Annotated in this window: 18 protein-coding genes and 1 tRNA gene; 7 read left to right on the top strand and 12 right to left on the bottom strand. The window is 59.1% G+C overall.

All coding sequences use genetic code 11. The annotated features are described in order from the left end of the window. Positions 1-15: 15 nt before the first annotated feature. Together argS and AC5YUO_RS14195 are read right to left on the bottom strand one after the other, a co-directional pair. Complete coding sequence (gene argS / locus AC5YUO_RS14200) at positions 16-1,773, bottom strand: arginine--tRNA ligase (RefSeq protein WP_496153740.1); 1,758 nt, start codon at positions 1,771-1,773, stop codon at positions 16-18. Between the two features lie 75 nt (positions 1,774-1,848). Next, positions 1,849-3,066: a deoxyguanosinetriphosphate triphosphohydrolase gene (locus AC5YUO_RS14195; protein ID WP_496153739.1), complete on the bottom strand. Its 1,218-nt coding sequence runs from the start codon at positions 3,064-3,066 to the stop codon at positions 1,849-1,851. 215 nt (positions 3,067-3,281) lie between these two features. Here AC5YUO_RS14195 and erpA point away from each other — a divergent pair, with 215 nt between their 5' ends. Further along, positions 3,282-3,614, top strand: coding sequence for an iron-sulfur cluster insertion protein ErpA (gene erpA, locus AC5YUO_RS14190; RefSeq protein WP_404502603.1), 333 nt, complete (start codon positions 3,282-3,284; stop codon positions 3,612-3,614). A gap of 311 nt (positions 3,615-3,925) precedes the next feature. Beyond that, on the top strand, positions 3,926-4,723 hold the full coding sequence (gene xth / locus AC5YUO_RS14185; RefSeq protein ID WP_496153738.1) for an exodeoxyribonuclease III: 798 nt from the start codon (positions 3,926-3,928) through the stop codon (positions 4,721-4,723). A 58-nt stretch (positions 4,724-4,781) separates the two neighbouring features. Here the strand turns inward: xth and exoR are convergent, their stop codons facing one another. The 9 genes from exoR to AC5YUO_RS14140 form a co-directional block, all read right to left on the bottom strand. Further along, positions 4,782-5,576, bottom strand: coding sequence for an exopolysaccharide production regulator ExoR (gene exoR / locus AC5YUO_RS14180; protein WP_003509731.1), 795 nt, complete (start codon positions 5,574-5,576; stop codon positions 4,782-4,784). Beyond that, a complete protein-coding gene (locus tag AC5YUO_RS14175; RefSeq protein WP_496153737.1) occupies positions 5,570-5,872 on the bottom strand; it encodes a hypothetical protein in 303 nt (100 codons plus the stop codon). Before AC5YUO_RS14175 ends, exoR begins: the two co-directional genes overlap by 7 nt. A gap of 268 nt (positions 5,873-6,140) precedes the next feature. After that, positions 6,141-7,430, bottom strand: a complete 1,290-nt coding sequence (locus tag AC5YUO_RS14170) for an outer membrane protein transport protein (RefSeq protein WP_496153736.1) — start codon at positions 7,428-7,430, stop codon at positions 6,141-6,143. A 454-nt stretch (positions 7,431-7,884) separates the two neighbouring features. Next, on the bottom strand, positions 7,885-10,728 hold the full coding sequence (locus tag AC5YUO_RS14165) for a valine--tRNA ligase (RefSeq protein ID WP_496153735.1): 2,844 nt from the start codon (positions 10,726-10,728) through the stop codon (positions 7,885-7,887). Between the two features lie 219 nt (positions 10,729-10,947). Next, complete coding sequence (popZ, locus tag AC5YUO_RS14160) at positions 10,948-11,937, bottom strand: cell division protein PopZ (RefSeq protein WP_496153734.1); 990 nt, start codon at positions 11,935-11,937, stop codon at positions 10,948-10,950. A gap of 388 nt (positions 11,938-12,325) precedes the next feature. After that, complete coding sequence (locus tag AC5YUO_RS14155) at positions 12,326-12,997, bottom strand: protein-L-isoaspartate O-methyltransferase family protein (RefSeq protein WP_496153733.1); 672 nt, start codon at positions 12,995-12,997, stop codon at positions 12,326-12,328. 180 nt (positions 12,998-13,177) lie between these two features. Further along, positions 13,178-13,375, bottom strand: a complete 198-nt coding sequence (locus tag AC5YUO_RS14150; RefSeq protein ID WP_496153732.1) for a hypothetical protein — start codon at positions 13,373-13,375, stop codon at positions 13,178-13,180. An 89-nt stretch (positions 13,376-13,464) separates the two neighbouring features. Continuing rightward, positions 13,465-13,538: transfer RNA gene (locus AC5YUO_RS14145), tRNA-Cys, on the bottom strand. Positions 13,539-13,775: 237 nt separating this feature from the next. Then, the gene (locus AC5YUO_RS14140) at positions 13,776-13,928 is read right to left on the bottom strand and encodes a DUF3309 family protein (RefSeq protein WP_269314773.1); all 153 of its coding nucleotides are present in this window, start codon (positions 13,926-13,928) and stop codon (positions 13,776-13,778) included. 701 nt (positions 13,929-14,629) lie between these two features. On the opposite strand from AC5YUO_RS14140, the gene AC5YUO_RS14135 reads away from it, so the two are divergent. Further along, positions 14,630-14,935: a hypothetical protein gene (locus tag AC5YUO_RS14135; protein WP_496153731.1), complete on the top strand. Its 306-nt coding sequence runs from the start codon at positions 14,630-14,632 to the stop codon at positions 14,933-14,935. Between the two features lie 94 nt (positions 14,936-15,029). Continuing rightward, positions 15,030-15,275: a DUF982 domain-containing protein gene (locus tag AC5YUO_RS14130; RefSeq protein ID WP_496153730.1), complete on the top strand. Its 246-nt coding sequence runs from the start codon at positions 15,030-15,032 to the stop codon at positions 15,273-15,275. Between the two features lie 512 nt (positions 15,276-15,787). Here AC5YUO_RS14130 and wrbA read toward each other — a convergent pair. After that, the gene (gene wrbA, locus AC5YUO_RS14125) at positions 15,788-16,387 is read right to left on the bottom strand and encodes an NAD(P)H:quinone oxidoreductase type IV (RefSeq protein ID WP_496153729.1); all 600 of its coding nucleotides are present in this window, start codon (positions 16,385-16,387) and stop codon (positions 15,788-15,790) included. 278 nt (positions 16,388-16,665) lie between these two features. Between wrbA and AC5YUO_RS14120 the strand changes: the two genes are divergently transcribed. The 3 genes from AC5YUO_RS14120 (at position 16,666) to gpt (ending at position 19,308) form a co-directional block, all read left to right on the top strand. Beyond that, on the top strand, positions 16,666-17,457 hold the full coding sequence (locus AC5YUO_RS14120) for a competence/damage-inducible protein A (RefSeq protein WP_496153728.1): 792 nt from the start codon (positions 16,666-16,668) through the stop codon (positions 17,455-17,457). Between the two features lie 205 nt (positions 17,458-17,662). Next, the gene (locus AC5YUO_RS14115) at positions 17,663-18,508 is read left to right on the top strand and encodes a universal stress protein (RefSeq protein WP_400817758.1); all 846 of its coding nucleotides are present in this window, start codon (positions 17,663-17,665) and stop codon (positions 18,506-18,508) included. Between the two features lie 302 nt (positions 18,509-18,810). Then, on the top strand, positions 18,811-19,308 hold the full coding sequence (gpt, locus tag AC5YUO_RS14110; RefSeq protein ID WP_496153727.1) for a xanthine phosphoribosyltransferase: 498 nt from the start codon (positions 18,811-18,813) through the stop codon (positions 19,306-19,308). Positions 19,309-19,680: the final 372 nt, after the last annotated feature.

The raw sequence follows: 19,680 nt of genomic DNA, 5'->3' as shown, positions 1-19,680 counted from the left end.
AATAATGGTGATATGTTATCGCATTTCAGCAGGTGCGTCCGCTCCTAAAAGCGTGAGGCCGGACCTCAAAACATTTGCGACAGCATTCACCAGCCCAAGTCTGGCAATGCTCAATTCTCGGTTTTTATCGTTAATAAAACGTAATTCCGGCTGGTCTTTACCCTTGTTCCAGTGTCCATGGAAGGAACTGGCGAGATCGTAGAGGTAAAAAGCAAGCCGGTGCGGCTCGTGCGAAAGGGCCGCGGATTCGATCAGGCGCGGATATTCGGCGAGCTTCGCAACCAGTTGCAACTCATTGATATCACTGATCAAAGCAACGGATGCCGCCATCTCTTCCGCAGAGGGAGAAAGGCCCGGAAACGCCTCCTGCGCCTGCCGGAAGATCGACATCGAGCGGGCATGCGCATATTGCACGTAAAAAACCGGATTATCCTTCGATTGTTCGGTCACTTTCGCGAAATCGAAGTCGAGCGGCTCGGAATTCTTCCGATAAAGCATCATGAATCGCACCGGATCGCGACCCACTTCGTCGACAACATCGCGCAGCGTCACGAAGTCGCCGGACCGTTTCGACATCTTCACCGGCTCGCCGTCACGGAACAGCTTGACGAGCTGGCACAGAAGCACCGTCAGCTTCGACTTGCCCTCGGAGACGGCGCGCGCAACGGCTTCCAGACGCTTGACGTAACCGCCATGGTCGGCGCCGAGCACATAGATCATCTCGGAGAAACCACGGTCGAACTTGTTCTTGAAATAGGCGACGTCGGCGGCGAAATAGGTGTAGGAACCGTCCGACTTCATCAGCGCACGGTCCATGTCGTCCCCCACTTCCGTGGAGCGGAACAGCGTCTGCTCGCGGTCTTCCCAGTCCTCCGGCAATTCACCCTTCGGCGGCGGCAGCGTGCCCTTGTAGACATGGCCCTTGAAGGTGAGATCGTTGATGGCCGAGAGGATCGGGCCACCATTGCCCTCATGCAGCGTGCGTTCCGAGAAGAACACGTCGTGCCGGACGTTGAGCAGCGCCAGATCTTCGCGGATCATCGCCATCATCGCGTCGATCGCCTTGTCCTTCACGATCGGCAGCCATTTTTCTTCCGGCATGGCGCGTAGCTTGATGCCATATTCATCCGCCAGCGCCTGGCCGACGGGAACGAGATAGTCACCGGGATAAAGACCGGACGGAATGGTGCCGATATCTTCGCCCAGCGCCTCGCGGTAACGCAGGAACACCGAACGGGCCAGCACATCGATCTGCGAGCCGGCATCGTTGATGTAATATTCCTTGGTGACGCCGTAACCGGCAAAAGCGAGCAGGTTCGCCAGCGTGTCTCCCACCACGGCGCCACGGCAATGGCCGACATGCATCGGGCCGGTCGGGTTGGCGGAGACATATTCGACGTTGATCTTCTGGCCCGCACCAATGGTGGAGCGGCCGAAATCGATGCCCTGCCCGATCATATCGGCCAGCAGACGCTGCCAGTAACCAACGGAGACCTTGAGATTGATGAAGCCCGGGCCGGCGACATTGACGCTGTCGACATCGCCATCCGCCTGAAGGGCGGGCACGATGAGTTCGGCCAGCGCCCGCGGATTGGTGCCGAGCGGCTTCGCCAGCACCATGGCGGCATTGGTTGCGACATCGCCGTGGCTGAGATCGCGCGGGGATTCGACGGTAATTCGACTGAAATCGACCTTTTCGCGGTTCTCTTTCACGAGATCGAGGGTCTCGAGCGCGTTTTTGATCCTGGTATCGAAATCGGCAAAAATGTTCATCGTTCCAACCTGCGCGAAGGGCTTCTGTTTAGTCCGGCCATCATAACCGGGTCGGCTTCGCGATTGCCCGCTGCCCTATCGCAAATCGGGGGTGTGGTCAAACAGCCGCTGGTGGGCGCGCAGTGCATAACTGTCGGTCATGCCGGCCAGATAGTCGCCCACATGCCGGGCTTTTGCGGCCACGCTCATGCCGGAAATGCTGTCCACCCAGTAATGGCTCTGCATTTCCGCCGGCGTTTCCATATAACGGTGGAAAAGATCGGTGACGATCTGCGTCGCGCCGGCGCGGATGCGCATGATTTCCGGATGCCGGTAGATATGGCCGAACAGCAACTTCTTGATCTGGCGGTCGGTCTCGGCCATCTCAGGTGAGAAGGTCGCGACGGTGAAATCGGCGGCGCGAATATCCGCCGCACTCTTCGGCTTCAGACGGGCGAGATTTTGCTGCGCAACACCGATCACGTCTTCCACCATATGGGTGATCTGGCGACGCATGATTTCGTTGGCGAAACGCTCCTTGTCGAGCACGGGATATTTCGCCCGCACCTCGGTCATCAGGCCGCCGAGGAACGGGACCTCCTCCAGCATCTCGAAGGTGAGATAACCGGCGCGCAACCCGTCATCGATGTCGTGGGTATTATAGGCGATGTCATCGGCAATCGCCGCCACCTGCGCCTCGAGGCTGGCATAGCTGCCGATTTCCAGATCCTGCAGCTCGCAATATTCGAGAATGGGCAGCGGAACCGGTCCCTTGATCCCCTCGCCCCTGGCATTGACCAGCGGGCCATTGTGCTTGACCAGCCCTTCCAGCGTCTCCCAGGTCAGGTTGATACCGTCATATTCGGCATAACGGCGCTCCAGCTTGGTGACGATGCGCAGCGACTGGGCATTATGATCGAAGCCGCCATAGGGCAAAAGCACCGCATCCAGCGCATCCTCGCCGGTATGGCCGAAGGGCGTGTGGCCGAAATCATGCACCAGCGCCACGCCTTCGGCGAGATCCTCGTCCAGCTTCAGGGCGCGGGCGAGCGCCCGGGCGATCTGCGCCACCTCGATGGTGTGGGTAAGCCGCGTGCGATAATGGTCGCCGTCAGGGCTGATGAACACCTGCGTCTTGTGCTTCAGGCGGCGAAAGGCGGTCGTGTGGACGATGCGGTCGCGGTCGCGCTGGAATTCCGAGCGCGTCAGGCTTCCCTCTTCCGGAAAAAGACGCCCGCGCGTGGTCCATGGATCCGAGGCGAAAACCGCCCTCTCGCCGCTTCCGAAACCCAATGCGCGCTGGTCTATGATCATGCATCCACCTGTTGTCTTCGCCGGCCGGGGCTTCCTTTTGGTCTCGGCCATTGACCTTTTCATTCACCCTTCATACCTATCGCAGAGGTCGGCGCAAAGCATCATCGCCGCGCTGACCGCCTTCACACAGGCTATAGACCGTTAATTTGACCGGTTTATAATGGTGACAACGAGATTATTGCTCTCCGGTTCTTGACCCCGGCAGGAGAAACGACATGGAAAACAGCGACATTACCCTTTCTGAAGCTGCGGCGAAGCGAATCGCGCAGATCGTTGCCGCCGACGCCGGCAAACAGGCGCTGCGCGTCTCGGTGGAGGGCGGCGGCTGCTCGGGCTTCTCCTACAAGTTCGATCTGGCCGAAGACCCCGCCGATGACGATATCGTGATTGCGCGCGGCGACGCCAGGGTGCTGATCGACAGCCTGTCGGTCGTCTATATGGCCGGCTCGGAAATCGACTTCGTCGACAATCTGCTCGGCCAGTCCTTCCAGATCAAGAACCCGAATGCCGTGGCAAGCTGCGGCTGCGGCACCAGCTTTTCTATTTGAGTGGGAAATACCGGCGCGCAATCCGCACGCCAGTCACCAAGCTTTGAAGTAACTCGTATCTCTCTCCTCTCCTCATTCCTGTGCTTGTCACAGGAATCCAGTCGACGCGCGTCTGCGCGGCGGGAAGAGTCCTTTCAGCCCAAGGACTTGGGCTGACTGGATTCCTGTGACAAGCACAGGAATGAGGGAGGAGAAACACAGCGACCCCTCCCGCCTGGCGTCTTTCCACCACATCCGCACCACCAATGTCCAAAAACGGTGGCAATCGCTTTTGCATCGGGTAAAAGTACCCTCACAAAAGGGAAACTCCGATGAAGATTGTCACCTGGAACATCAACGGCGTTAAGGCGCGTATCGAAAACCTCTGCCAGTGGCTGCAGGATTCATCGCCCGATATCGTCTGCCTTCAGGAAATCAAATCGGTCGACGAAGGTTTTCCGCGGCTGGAGCTGGAGGCGCTCGGTTATCACGTCGAGACCCATGGCCAGAAGGGCTTCAACGGCGTCGCCCTGCTCTCGAAGGTCAAGCCCGACGAGGTCAATCGCGGCCTGCCGGGTGACGATGCCGACGAACAGGCGCGTTTCATCGAAGGCGTGTTTTCCGTCGATGGCGGCGCGATCCGCGTCTGCTCGCTTTACCTGCCGAACGGCAATCCGCCCGACGATCCGGTGAAATATCCCTACAAGCTTGCCTGGATGGAGCGGCTGCGGCGCTTTGCCGAAGACCGCCTCGCGCTTGAGGAGCCGCTCATTCTGGCGGGCGACTATAACGTCATTCCCGAACCCTTCGATTGCCATGACCCCCGTGTTTGGGAGGGCGACGCCCTGTTCCTGCCGAAAACACGCGCAGCCTTCCGCAAGCTGGAGAATCTGGGTTTCACCGATGCCGCGCGTGCAACCACGGATGAAGCAGGACTTTATTCCTTCTGGGATTATCAGGCCGGCGCATGGCCGAAAAACAACGGCATCCGCATCGATCATCTGATGCTGTCGGCCGAAGCTGCCGACAGGCTGCAATCCGTCAGCATCGAAAAACATGTGCGGGCCTGGGAAAAACCGTCCGACCATGTGCCGGTCTGCGGTTATTTCGATTTTAATCCGGTCGGCTGACCCGCTTCCATCGGGCGGATGAAACCGTCCCGATCGGCGTTCTCAATCCGGCCCATTCTCAATCAGGATCGTTGAACTGCATGTTCTGCGCCATGGCGATGGCGGCGCGGCGATCGTTTTCGCCGGCCAGAGAAAAGGCCTGCTCCTGCAGGTTCTGGATCCAGGTACAGTCGGCCGCCGTGCATTTGTCGAGCGCCGCAGTCATGAAGGCCAGCCCCTGCGTCGTCTGGCCTTCCTGAAAGATCAGATTGCCGAAAATCGACATGGCGCCGGCATGGCCGTGCTTGCGGGCCTGGTTGAGCCACTTCTTGGCCTGCTGCACATCGGCGCGACCGCCCTCGCCGGCAAGGATCATCTCCGCCAGACGGAACTGCGCTTCAGCGACGCCGAAGGTGGAAGCCACCTGGAAATAAAGCTGGCGGGCCTGCGAAAGGTCCATTTTCACCGGGCTGCCGGGAATGCCGTGACGGTAATAATCGGCGAGCGAAAGAAGTGCGTTGACGAAGAAGCCGGTATCTTCCGAACCGGGCTCCACACCCTGATTGGCGATTTCGCTGTAGATCTTGAAAGCTTCGAAGTCGTTCTTGGCGACGCCATCGCCATAGGCATACATATTGGCCAGCGCCCAGCGCGAGCCGGTATGGCCCTTTTCAGCCGCGTAGCGATAGGCCTCGACGGCTTCGCCCTTGTTGCCGTTCTTGTAGGCCTTGAAGCCGAACTTGAACAGGTCGAAGGGGCCGGATTCCTTGGTCACGCCCGCATTGATGTCAAAAGCCGCAGCAGGCATTGCGAGCGACGCAAGCAACATGCCCATAAGGAGCGGCTTTAAAACGTTGGCTTCACATTTCAGCATTTCAGCGAACTTCTCTTAACTCTTCCCGGCATATAGCCAATACTTGCGGAATACTGCAAAGCCGAACCCCGCCGGGTCGCGATTTTTCGAACACACTGCGTCTTTCCGGCAGCACTTTCCAGCGCACCACCGGTGGTCTTTTGCGGCAATTGCCCTAATTTTCCAGTGAGACAGATATAGGCATAATTTCCGGCAATATAACGGCATTCCGCCGCCCGCCAGTCAGTGCCAAACAAGAAAGCCGGATGAAATTCCCGTATTACTTGCTTAAACCCTGAATCCAAATCCGTTTTCACTTTCCGGCCTTGCGCACCACCACATCAAACGCCTGCATGTTCTTTCATTCCCGCGTCCCTAAACATAAGCCAAGCACCCTGTTTGTGGCGGGAAATGGACAGATATGCTCACATTCCAACGCGACCACACGCTTGCAGAAAAGTGTTGCCAAATCGTCACAAAACTTTTGGCCTAGAAAATTTTATCGAGAAGGAATCATAGTCGCGCATGAAAAAAGGCCCGGCTGGTAAACCGGACCTTTATTTTAGCTTCTGCGGAAGGATGGTGTCAGAACTTGACCTTTACGCCCGTGGAGATTGCTGCCACGAGGTCGTTACCGAAGTCGTAGCCCGCTTCGTTGCCGCAGGTGAACCCGGCACCGCACGGTCCGCCATTGATGGAAGAGCTACCGGAGGTCAGGAGGCCGAGAGCACCGGCAATCTTGAACTCGATATTCTTGTTCGGGGAGTAGACGATCTGCGTGCCCAGCGTCCAGGTGTCGGTCTGGGTGCCGATGACAGTCGATGTACCGCGATCCCAGGTCAGGCTCACAGCACCGCTCCACTGCTCATTGAACTTGTGACCGACGCCACCGGAAATCGTCCAACCGTCGCGATAAAACAGGTCGAGCGTGTTCAACGTGTCAGCGCCACTCGGAACGCAGGGAGACGTGCCCACCGCGCAGAAAGGAATGACCTGAATCTGGCTCCAATCGGTCCATTTCACCGAACCGAAAGCAAGCCAGTCCGGCGCAATGCCGGATTGCACCTTGAGTTCGATGCTGTCTGGCATGGAAACAGAGCCGTAGATCGGCACGAGCTTGCCACCGTATTTCGCAAGCGTCGGCGAAATGGACACCGGCGTCTGCGGGATCGCCCTGACGTCGGCAAAACCGGTCAGGTCGTGATCGACGGCGCTGTTATAAACGAGGCTCGCACGGAAGGCGATCTCGGGAATCTCGTAGGCCATGCCGGCGCGCCAGCCCCAGCCGTCACCTTCCATCTCAAGTTTGCCAACGCCGCTGAAGCTGGACCAGGCCGGATTGAGGCCCAGAACGGCCGGCCCGAGAACCTGACGGTATTTATAACCGCTGAGTTCCTGATAGAAACCGCCGCCGATGATCGAGAAGTCGCCTTTGCCAAGATCGAACTTCACCCGGCAGGTGGTGGCGTAATTGTGCGACTTGACCTTGGTTTCGATATTGTAGCTCGATCCCTGCCAGATGCCGGGATTGAGATGCGCGCCCCAGGGCTGCGAATAATCGAACATGCAGTCGGCAAAATCGCCGATTGCCGCCTTGGCGCCGATGCGGGTCGACCAGAAGTTTTCAGAGTCGTCTGCGCTCCTTGACCAGGTCGCAGGCAGCGGGCCGCTCTTCAGCGGATTGTCGCGCGCATTCTCCACCTTGCGCTGCGGCGCGACGAAGGTTGCGGAACTGTCGAGAACATAATCGGACGGATCGAACAGCAGGTCGATATTGTAACCGCCGCGCTCAAGGCCGCCGGCCAGTGAGGGCGTTACCGCCGCGATGCTGACTGCGAAACATACCGCGCCGCGAAAAATTGCAGTTTTTGCCATCTCTCTCCCCAATCAAGGCAATGTGATCGTCAAAAGAGTGAAGCGCTTCGCGGCAAATGACAATCTGCCGCACTCTGGCACAGTTCTGCGACACTTCTCCATTTTTTACGTAAGAATTTCATGTCGATCCCCTTGAATAATCATTTTAGGTTATTTTTCTAATCCAATTGAAGCAATCAGACATAAAATGAAACAAATTCCCACTTGAGACCGGAATTGTCGCCAAATAACCACACTCGTGAGTTTCCCGAGGAAACACGCTTATCAGGCCGTTTTTGTTGGTTTTTTCGGGTGTTTTCAGCGATTTCGGCCGGATAAGGCGTGAAATAATCGCTCTTTCAGCGCGCATGATTCGCCATTGCAGTGCAGCAATCAATCGAGACGAATTGTTACGCCAAAGAAAAAACGCCCCGTTGCAAACGGGGCGTTTTGTTCTGCAAAGCCGTAAGCGGTATTACCCCGCTTCGCTGACCCGTGTGAGCGCCGTTCTCAGGCTTGCGAGCTGAACTTCCAGCTCCGCCTTGCGCTCGCGCTCGGCGGCGACGACTTCCGGATCGGCATTGGCCACGAATTTTTCGTTCGACAGCTTCTTGTCGATACGTTCCATTTCCGCATCCACCTTGCCGATCGCCTTTTCGAGACGGGCTTCTTCGGCCGCAAGATCGATGAGGTTGCCGAGCGGCAGGCAGACCGTGGCCTCACCGACGATGATCTGCGCGGAACCCTTCGGCGCAACATCGGCGGCGCGGATTTCATCCGCCCGCGCCAGGCGCCGGATGGCGGCGGCATGGCGGTCGAGCCGCGCTTCGGTAGAGGTATTGGCACCGACAACCACCAGCGAGGCGGTGGCGCCCGGCGGCACGTTCATCTCGGCGCGCGCCGAGCGGATGCCGGAGACGAGATCGATCAGCCAGTTGATTTCGGCCGCTGCGGCATCGTCGCGGAATTCCGGTTCCGGCCAGTCGGTGAGGCAAAGCAGGTCATCCCGCTCCTCGCCCTCGCCCGCCGTGTGCGCCCACAGCTCTTCGGTCATGAAGGGCATGAAGGGATGCAGCAGCTTGTAGATCTCCTCCAGAACATAGGCCGCGCAGGCCTGCGATTCCCTCTTTGCCTTCTCGTCCTCGCCGCTGAAGACGGGCTTCAGTAGTTCCAGATACCAGTCGCAGAACTGGTTCCAGACGAACCGATAGAGAATGCCGGAGGCATCGTTGAAGCGGAAATTCTCAAGCGCCGCCGTCACGTCGCGCGCCGTATTGGCAAGCTCGGTCAGGATCCAGCGGTTGATGGTGAGCGAGGCGGTTTCGGCGAGGAAATGCGGATCGCGCTTCACGCCGTTCATCTCGGCAAAACGCGTCGCGTTCCAGAGCTTGGTGCCGAAGTTGCGGTAACCGGCGATACGCGCCGGATCGAGCTTCACATCACGGCCCTGCGCCGCCATGATGGCCAGCGTGAAACGCAGCGCATCCGCGCCATATTCGTCGATCAGTTCCAAGGGATCGATGACGTTGCCCTTGGACTTCGACATCTTCTGGCCGTTCTTGTCGCGAACCAGCGCGTGGATATAGACCGTGCTGAAAGGCTCGACCGGGTTGCCGGCGTCGTCCTTCATGAAATGCAGGCCCATCTGCATCATCCGCACCACCCAGAACGGGATGATGTCGAAACCGGTGACCAGCACGTTGGTCGGATAATAACGCGCCAGTTCCGGCGTCTGCTCGGGCCAACCGAGCGTCGAGAACGGCCAGAGCGCCGACGAGAACCAGGTGTCGAGAACGTCTTCGTCACGGGTCAGGATTTCGCCCGGCTTGAAGTTCTCAAGCTTCTCCTCGACCCAGGCCTTCCACGGACCTTCATGGGCGATGTAATGCTGGATGGCCGCCTGCAGCGCCTCTTCTTCGGTCTTTTCAACAAAGACCTGCCCGTCCGGGCCATACCATGCGGGGATCTGGTGACCCCACCACAATTGCCGCGAAATGCACCAGGGCTGAATGTTTTCCATCCACTGGAAGTAGGTGTTTTCCCAGTTCTTCGGCACGAAATTGGTGCGGCCTTCGCGAACCGAGGCAATCGCCGGCTGGGCGAGCGTCTTGTTGTCCACCCACCACTGGTCGGTCAGGCGCGGCTCGATCGGCACACCGCCGCGGTCGCCATGCGGCACCACATGCTTGTGCGGCTCGATCTTGTCGAGCAGGCCAGCCTCCTCGAAGATTTCCACGATGATCTTGCGGGCGGTAAAGCGGTCCTGCCCTTCCAGACGATCCCACGCGCCATGCAGGGCTGCGGGATGGCTGAGGCCTTCGAGGAAATCCTCGTTGTCCTTGATCGAAATCGTGCCATCAATATTCATGACATTGATGGCGCGCAGGCCACAGCGTTTGCCGACTTCGAAATCGTTGAAGTCATGCGCGGGTGTGATCTTGACCGCGCCGGTCCCGGCCGTCGGATCGGCATAATCATCGGCAACGATCGGGATCTTGCGGCCGACGATCGGCAGGAGGACATGCTTGCCGACAATGCCCTTGTAACGCTCGTCTTCCGGGTTCACCGCAATACCGGTATCGCCGAGCATGGTTTCCGGACGCGTCGTGGCGACGACGATATAATCGCGGGTTTCGAACTCGGTGGGCTTGCCCTCTTCGTCGAAAGCGATCGGGTACTGATAGGTGACGCCCTTTTCCAGCGGGTAACGCAGGTGCCAGAGATTGCCCTTGACCTCGATCTGCTCGACTTCCATGTCGGAAATCGCGGTCAGCAACTTCGGATCCCAGTTCACAAGGCGCTTGTCCTTGTAGATCAGGCCCTGCTTGTAGAGCGTGACGAAAACTTCCAGAACGGCCTCGGACAGACCTTCATCCATGGTGAAGCGCTCACGCGACCAGTCACAGGAAGCGCCGAGACGTTTCAGCTGGTTGAAGATCAGGCCGCCGGATTCGGCCTTCCATTCCCAGACCTTCTCCACGAAAGCCTCGCGGCCCATCTCGCGGCGGCCCGGAAGCTGCTGCTCCATCAGCTTGCGCTCGACGACCATCTGCGTGGCGATGCCGGCATGGTCCATGCCCGGCTGCCACAGCACGTCCTTGCCGCGCATGCGCTCGAAGCGGACCAGAATATCCTGCAGCGTGTTGTTGAGCGCGTGGCCCATATGCAGCGAGCCGGTCACATTCGGCGGCGGGATGACGATGGTGAAGGTTTCCGCGCCCGGCTTGGCGTTGGCGCCGGCACGAAAAGCGTTAGCCTCGTCCCAGGCTTTGGCGATCTTCGGTTCGACGGATGCGGAATCGTAGGTCTTTTCGAGCATTTCCTGACCTGAATTTTAGAGTTCTTGTGTGGATTTTTTTAAATAAGGATGGACGGGAGAGAGTCAACAGAAACCCGCCCGCGAGCCAACCATTGAGTGGACCCACGGGTGACTATGACCCCATAACACCTTCATCTTCAACAAAAAAGCCGCCCCTATGCCGGAGCGGCCCCTGTTTCATCGCATCCGCCGCAATCGCGGATGCGGCACGAGCTTGACTTAGCGGCGCGAACCGCGCGCCACCCGCTCGATTTCCTCGCGCACGAGACGCTCCACCAAAGTCGGCAGATTGTCTTCCAGCCAGTCCTGCAGCATCGGGCGCAGCATCTCGGCGGCCATATCCTCGATCGAGCGCCGCTCGACACCGTCGAAAACCTCCGCCAGCTCGCTGAAGGAACGGGCGATCTGCGCGCCGGCAGCGGCGGAAAGCAGATTGAGCGACAGACCGTCCGCAATATCCACCTCGTCTTTTGCCTGTGGCTCAGCCAGATCGAATGTGGGTTTTTCAACGACGGGCTCCAGCACCGCGATATCGAAACGCTCCGCTGTCAGCGGCGTTTCGATGGCACCGCGCAGCGAAAGCTGATCGAAGCGGCTTTCGGCCGAAGGCACGTTTTCGATGGCGGCAGCGGCGGCGCGATCCTCAGCGGCAAAAGATGCCGGGTGTTCGTTCACGCCTGCGGCGGCCGCAGCGGCCATCAGCGGACGAACATCCGTCGGGCGCTGCGGTGCGGCGCGTTCGGAAGACGGTGCGGACAAAGGCTGCGATACAGTCGGTACAGCAGCAGCAGCCGACGGCGTGGTCTCGGCCGCGCCGCGCTGTGCCTGAGCTGCAAAAGCCTGCGGTCCCATGGCGGCGTTACGGTCGGCGGCGGCACGCACACGGGCGGCAACATCGGCAAGGGACATGGTCTTGTCGGCGGAGCTTTCCTGCCGTTCAGCCATGGCCTTTTCGGAGACCGGCGAAAAATCCTGCGCAGGCCGTGCGCCAAAAGCCTGGTTTGCGGCGGGGGGAACGCGCGCCGGCGGGCTGATGGGCTCCGCCACGAAGGCCGCTTCGCTGGCAGCCTCGTCTTCGTCGTCATAGACCGGCGGCAACTGCCCGGAAAACGCACCGGCAGGTCCGGTCTCGTTGCTTTCGATGATCCGGCGAATGGACGCCAAAATCTCTTCCATGGACGGTTCACGCGCTACGCTTGGCTGAGCCATATCAATCCCCGGTTTCCACTCTGAGCGCCCTTACCGTATCCATCGGACACCGGAGGAAGCGCTCCTTGACCTGTTCAATGCACACATCGCGCTCGCAACGACCGAAATCGATCGCCACACCGATGCTCTGAAACACGGTCGGCCAAAGCGCCTGAGCATTTTGCCGTCCCTGTCGCAGGATCATGCGGGGCAGAAATACGCACACCCCGAATCACCCTTAGTTTAGGTCAGCATAGCGGGGAACTAAATCACTGATTCGACAAGTTTCGGGATGATGCACAGCTTTGTGAAATCGGCACGGCAGAAAGCGCCTTGCCGGCAAACCAAACACAAAACGCCGGGGCAGAAACTCCACCCCGGCGTTTAGAAGAAAAGGATCGCTTGCCGATCAGAAAACGAATTCGGCCGCCTTGGCAAAACCCGGCAGCGGCTTGACCGAAGCATTGAAGAAAGTGGCGGCCGATGTGCTGTTGCCATCGCGGCGATAGACGGTGGCCTTGGCGGCGCCGCCATATCCGACAACGACGACCAGACGTCCGCCGTCGCGCAGCTGATCGGTCAGGGCGGACGGCACTTCTTCCACCGCGCCGTTGATGAAAATGAGGTCATAGGGCGCTTCGCCCGCATAGCCCTTTTCGAGATCGCCGGTCACGACGGCGACATTGTCATATCCGAGCGAAGCGAGCGTCTCGGTCGCCTGTGCGGCCAGCGCCTCATCGCTTTCAAGCGAAACCACCGAACCGGCGAGCTGTGAAAGGATCGCAGCCGCATAACCCGCGCCGCCACCGACTTCCAGCACCACGTCCTCCTTCGACACGGCCGAAAGCTGCAAAAGCTTCGCCAGCGGCGAGGTCTTCATGACATAACGGGCCGGACGGCCATCGCGGGCGGGACAGATCTGCAGATCCTCGTCCACATAGGCAATCTGCCGCACGCCCGCCGGCACGAAAGCCTCGCGCGGCACGCTCAAAAACGCTTTCAGCACGGAATGCGACGTTACGTCGGTCGTGCGCAACTGGCTGTCGACCATATTGGCGCGTGCGGTTTCGAAATCCATCATATCGTGTCGCCTCAATTTCAAGGATAGGGCCAAACGAGCCCAAAGTCGGAAGATGCAGCCGACCGTTAAAACAATCTCATAATTGCCAGAAGCTGCGCTTTCAAGCGCGCTCATCGGATGTGATCCCAAAAAGCGTCGGCTGAGGGCGCAAATTTCTCGCGATGGCCATGAAATATATCGTCAGGAGGCGGGAATATCCGGCATGATCCACCAGAAAAGCTGAACAAGATCGCTCCAGAGCCGGGCGGTGTCCTCCATCATCTGGATCGTCGTGGTATAGGCATAGATAGAAAGAAGGGTCACGACACCCAAGAGCAGCCAGGGCCAGAGCCGTCGCTTGCTCCCGCTATCCGTACCGTCCTGCCGATCCTCATTCATGGCTGTTCTCCCACATCGTCACCATAAACGATGCGCATGCGCGATCTGGCGACCAAGGACGTCTATCATATTCATGATGGGAGAAATTTTGGAGGCCTCGCCCGGAATTGAACCGGGGTACAAGGATTTGCAGTCCTCTGCGTCACCACTCCGCCACGAGGCCTCACACGCTCTTCAATCAAGCGATGGCGGGCATTTAGAACGAATCCATTATGGGCGCAAGAGGGTTCGTTCCGAATGTGGTGTTTTTTCGGATCGGACCGGCGCGCCGTGACAGCCGAACTCCTAAGCACTTAAGATTCCGAAGCTTTTTGTATCTGCCTCATATTTCAGAAAAACAAAGCCCGCATCCGACGCATCTGCGCCGTTGCGGGCAATGCTGCATTTCCGTGCCGGCCGCTCAGAGCCGCCCAAGCAGAACCAGGATCAGAACGATCACCAGAACCAGCCCGAGGCCGCCCGACGGACCGTAGCCGTAATTATGGTAACCCCAGCTGGGCAATGCGCCGATCAGGAAAAGAATGAGCAGGATGACGAGGATGGTGCCGAGCATGTGTAACCCTCCACTATTGGCATGTGTCCTGCCTGTTTGAATGATGAAGCGCGCAAAAGGTTCCCTTGCCCGCATACCCCCCGCGACACAATCATCGTAAAGCATCCTCTTGCCTTTCAACGGGTTACACTGGCAATTCAGGACTATGCCGCCTCTCCGGGACAAATTTTCCGGCTAATTATATCGCGACGGGAAGCCCCGGATGCGAAGGAGCGGCAGGTCTTTCCGGAGACCGACTAAAGCAGCGATTTATTCGAGGTAATTTCTCGGCCTATGTCTATCGGCAGTTGTCCGTCATATTAGTGCCAGTCCCCCGTACCCTGAAACTGGCGGGAGACGGAGAGATCCGGCATCACTGGCAGTGCGCCGGATCTCTCCCGCCCCTCCCCCACGACCTCGAAGTCTCCTTTGCAGGCACACGGATATTTTACCGGCTGTGTGATGCGTTTCCCTTGCCTTGCCGGTTTCACTCCGGCTAGACCCCGGACCGGGAGGGAGAAACGAGAATCATATGTCCGGTTTTGCGAACCTCATCCCGCTTTTCATCTTCGGCCTCCTCGTCTACCTTTTCTTTCGCTGGGTCGCGCGCGACATTCAGAATCCCAAGAGCAAATAATCGGGGAAAATCGTCTCCGGCCTCTTGCCCGCCGGGAACCGCCGCGCCTGCCCATCGTTTTCACGGACGCACCTGGGAGGACAGGATGAAAACGCTCGCATCAACGGCCATTATAACGCTCGCACTGGCAATTGCGGGATGCACCGCAGGCGGACCGGGCGTCTATCTCGGCCCCGCGCCCTATGTCGAACCCATCCCCGGCAGCATCATCTACAGGGGCCAGCCCCGCACCAAGCTGACGAAATCGCCGATCGGCAGTACCTTTACCCATGAATTCCGTATCGACGCCAGCACGAGAGCGGTGGAAACCTATCGCATCGCGCCTGATCGTTCGCTGGAACTCATCGACCGCCGCATCATCCGCGAATGGCTGTTCGGGCGCGACGACTGACCGCACCGCAACGGCAAGAAACGGGCCGGGAACGGGATTGCGCATCCCGGCCGCTTCGTTTAGAGCCGGGCGCAACGACCAATATGGATAGGCGATGAATACGCGCTGGCAAAAACCCGTCCTGATCGCGTTCGAAGCGCCGGGCGACTATACGAGCATCGACACCACGCAGGCAGCCTCCTGGGCGCTGATCGAGGATTGGCCGATCGAAGACGGCGATGCGCTGGACAAGGCGCTGCTGATCTGCGCCGCCGTCGATGCCGGCAGGAAAAAGCCCGAGGACGCCCGCAAGGCCTTCATCGCAGCCGCAATCGAAGCGGGTCTCGATATCAAGGCCTGAGAGCGGAATACCTGCAGGCCGCAGACCATAAATGCCGCTTGCGGGTGCGAGATTTTCAACAAAACGGGTTCGATGGATCGCAACAGATGGAAGCTTCCGGAAACATGAAAAAAGCCCTGTTCATTTTTCTCCTCTCCTGCCTGGCGATCGGCCTTCTCGGCCATCTCGTGGTCGCCTTCGTCGTCACGGGCTGAAGCGCGAAAATGCCCTCTGCCGAAAGGTGGAGCGGCCGGATTTTAGAATTTCCTGAATTTCATTCTTTCGTTATGGAACCGCGATAAACTTCGACCGTTCTCTTTTCACTCAACAGGAGGAGGGTTGGAATGCGTGACGGATTGAACGGTTTTCTCGAAATCTCGATGCTCGGCTTCGTGGTCGCAAGCTGCCTTTTCATGGTCAACCTGCCGATCTGACCGCTTCAAAAGCTCTTTTCCGAAAGCACCGGCGACGTGAAGTTCCGGTAAAAAAATGCGGCCTGCCGGCCGCATTTCATTTTTCAACACATCGTCAAATCAGGCCGAAAGCTTGGCCGCCAGTTTGGCGACATGGGCGCCCTGATAACGGGCGGCTTCCAGCTCGATTTCGGAAGGCTGGCGCGACCCGTCGCCATCGGTGATGGTGGAGGCGCCATAGGGCGAACCGCCCTTGATTTCATCGACGCCCATCTGGCCCTGGAACGCGTAAGGCAGACCGACGACCGCCATGCCATGGTGCAGGAAGGTGGGGATGAAGCCGAGAATGGTCGATTCCTGTCCGCCGTGCTGGGTGGCGGAAGAGGTGAAGGCCGAGCCGATCTTGCCGACCAGCTTGCCGCTGAACCACAGGCCACCGGTCTGGTCCCAGAAATTGCGCATCTGCGAAGCGACCGTGCCGAAACGCGTGCCGGCGCCAACGATGATGGCGTCGTATTCGGCAAGCTCGTCCACCGTCGCCACCGGAGCCGGCTGATCCAGCTTGAAATGGGAGGACTTGGCAACCTCTTCCGGAACGAGTTCGGGAACGCGCTTCACCACGGCTTCCGCGCCGGTGGACTTCACGCCCTCGGCAACGGCATAGGCCATTGTCTCGATATGGCCGTAAGAGGAGTAATAAAGTACCAGAACCTTCGTCATTCTCTTCGTTTCCTTTGCTGGAACTGTTTCCGGCGTACCGGCGACAAGCTTCTTTAAAAACTCGATGATCATCGGCGTTGACCTGTAAAAAGCGTATGACAAAAAGGTAGCGGACGGATCGGCCCCCCGCCAGCCAGGGATTGGCATACGCACTGTTCACGATGAGTGAACGCTCGGGGCCATCGTCAACCAATCCCCCTTTTGCGTTTCTTTAAAACCGCTTTGCATTCGCACTGGCGCGGCGTTAACGTCTGACAAAACAGATGACGAGTGCAACCATGTCCAATCCCTCCTCCGCCCAGTCCGTCGTGACCGCCGCCATGCTCGCCATTGGCGACGAACTGCTTTCGGGCCGCACCAAGGACAAGAATATCGGCCACCTCGCGGATGTGCTCACCATGTCCGGCATTGACCTCAAGGAAGTGCGCATTGTCGCCGACGAGGAGGAATCGATCGTCGAGGCGCTGAATGCGCTGCGAAGCCGCTATGATTATGTCTTCACCTCGGGCGGCATCGGCCCGACCCATGACGATATTACAGCGGATGCGGTATCGGCGGCGTTCGGCCTGCCCTGCGAACACGATGCCGAGGCGCTGCGCCTGTTGGGCGACATGTACCGCGTCCGCGAAATGGAATTCACCGAGGCGCGCAAGCGCATGGCGCGCATGCCGAGAGGTGCGGCGCATATCGCCAACCCCGTTTCCGTTGCCCCCGGCTTCGTCATCGGCAATGTCCATGTCATGGCCGGCGTGCCGCAGGTGTTTCAGGCGATGCTCGACAATGTCATGCCGACCCTGCGCACCGGCGCGAAGGTCATGTCGCAGGCGGTGCGCTCGCCCTATGGTGAGGGCGATATCGGCACGCCGCTGACGGCCATCCAGAAAGCCCATCCCGAAACCAGCATCGGCTCCTATCCGAAATATGACGGGCAGCGTTTTTCGACGGAGATCGTGGTGCGCGCCCGCGATGCCGGCGTGCTGAAGGCGGCAACCGACGCGGTTGCGGCCATGATCGAAACCATCGGCCATGAAAAAAGACTGGCAGCCAGCAGCGGCGATGCAACCGCATGAGACAGAAAAGGCTTGAGACCGGGAAGCTTTGACCAAAATCAAGGTGGCGGCCTGTAAAGGCGGCCACTCTCCCCCTGAGCATTTCCGGGAAAAGCGCAACAGCTTTTCCGTCCGGACAATGCGTAAAACAGAGACTTGGATCACTCTGGCGATTCGAAGAAAAGCCGGAACGATCTGAAAACGAGATGTCACCGAGGAGAGAGAAATGGGTTACAAGACGATATTGGCAGTGGTCGATAATGTTTCGAACACGCAGAAGCTCGGCGAATTCGTGGTGAGCCTTGCCGACCAGTTTTCCTCGCATGTGATCGGCCTGCATATGGAAACGCTGGCCGCCGTTCCCCTCGTCGCGCCGATGGAAATTCCCGACCCCGCCACCGTGCAGGCGCTGCAGGATGTGGCGCACAAGGAAACCACCGATGTCGGCACGCTTTTCGAGCGCACGCTGTCTGCCAACGGCGTCTCGCATGAATGGCGCAGCTTCGTCACATCGGTGGGTTACGCTTCCGCCTCGGCCATCGACAGCGCCCGCTGCGCCGATCTCATCGTCGCCCGCCAGAGCAGTTCTTCCGCACTGTCGGACAGCCGTTCGGATATTGACGGTTTCCTTTATGAAAGCGGCCGCCCCGTTCTCCTCGTGCCGCATGTGCTGACGGTGGCCAAACCGATCAAGCGCGTCCTTATCGCCTGGAACGGCTCGCGCGAGGCGACCCGCGCCACCTTCGACGCCCTGCCCTTCCTCAAGGCGGCCGACAGCGTCGAGATATTCTCCGTCGATCAGGCCGAGAGCGAAACGCAGTCTTCCGGTCTTGCCGGTGCGGAACTGGCCGCCACGCTTGCCCGCCACGGCGTCAATGTCACGGTCACCTCGCAGGAAAAGATCGCCGGCGTCTCGCCGCAGGCGGCCATCGAAAACCGCCTGTCCGATAACAGCATCGACCTTCTGGTCATGGGCGCTTACGGCCATTCCCGCTGGTGGGAACTGCTGTTCGGCGGTGTCACCCGCACCCTGCTCGATTCCATGACGGCGATGACGTTGCTGTCGCGTTGAAAATGGATTGGGCGCGGATAACCCCTCGACATTCGACATGAAGCGGGCGATTGCCGCTTGTTTCTTCTCCCCGCCGGGGAGAAGTCCGCGGCAGCGGGATGAGGGGGCAAGCTCTCCGCATATCTCTACCGTTGCCCCCTCATCCGGCCCTTCGGGCCACCTTCTCCCCGGCGGGGAGAAGAAACAGGCGGCAATCTCTCGGCCCCTCCACAATAACAGTCCTGTGCGCAAAGCTTGCCTTTTTGCCGGTCTTGCGGCTATTAGCCAAAGCCATCGACAATTTTGACCAGATGGTAGACGACATGTCCCTTCCCGATAAAGCCTTTCCCGTCTCCTGGGACCAGTTCCACCGCGATGCCCGTGCGCTTGCCTGGCGCCTTGCCGGTCTCGACAAAGAGTTCCGGGCGATCGTCTGTATCACCCGCGGCGGCCTCGTTCCGGCGGCGATCATTTCCCGCGAGCTGAACATCCGCATGATCGACACGGTCTGCATCGCCACACGTCATGACTATGTCAATCAGGGCGACACGGTTCTCCTGAAGGGCGTGGCCCCGGAACTGACGGCTGATGCCGGCGACGGCGTGCTTGTCGTCGACGATCTCACCGATACCGGCAAGACGGCGCTGGAAGTGCGCGAAATGTTGCCGAAGGCGCATTTCGCCTGCGTTTACGCCAAGCCGAAGGGCGTGCCGACCATTGACACTTTTGTCACCGAAGTGAGCCAGGACACCTGGATCTATTTCCCCTGGGATATGGGTTTCACCTATCAGGAGCCGATCGCCAAGGGATCGCGCGGCTGATTGCCCACAGGGGAACCCATTTCTCTTCCGTCATTCCGGCCTTGAGCCGGAATCCAGCCACGGTGCGTCTGCGCCGTGAGAAGAGTCTCTCGCGATCAAGGACTTGATCGCGCTGGACCCCGGATCTGGTCCGGGGTGACAGAGTGCGGATGCACCAACCGCGCAAAACTTCGCCCCCAGCAATATCCACTCTTTCGCCGCCCCACCGAGGGCGGTTTTTTGTGGAGAAACGTCTTTTTTGACGGCTGCGAAAAACACGGAAAAGCCGCAGTGTCGCCATTATGCCTCACCCCGGAAATGCGGGGTTTTGCCTTTCCGTTGCGGAAACCAGCCTCGCGCAAGCTTCAAATTTCCCCGCCAAGTCACTGATTT

It is taken from the genome of Agrobacterium sp. LEGMi-208b, from assembly GCF_059511785.1.
This window is presented reverse-complemented; position numbering and strand designations above follow the sequence as displayed.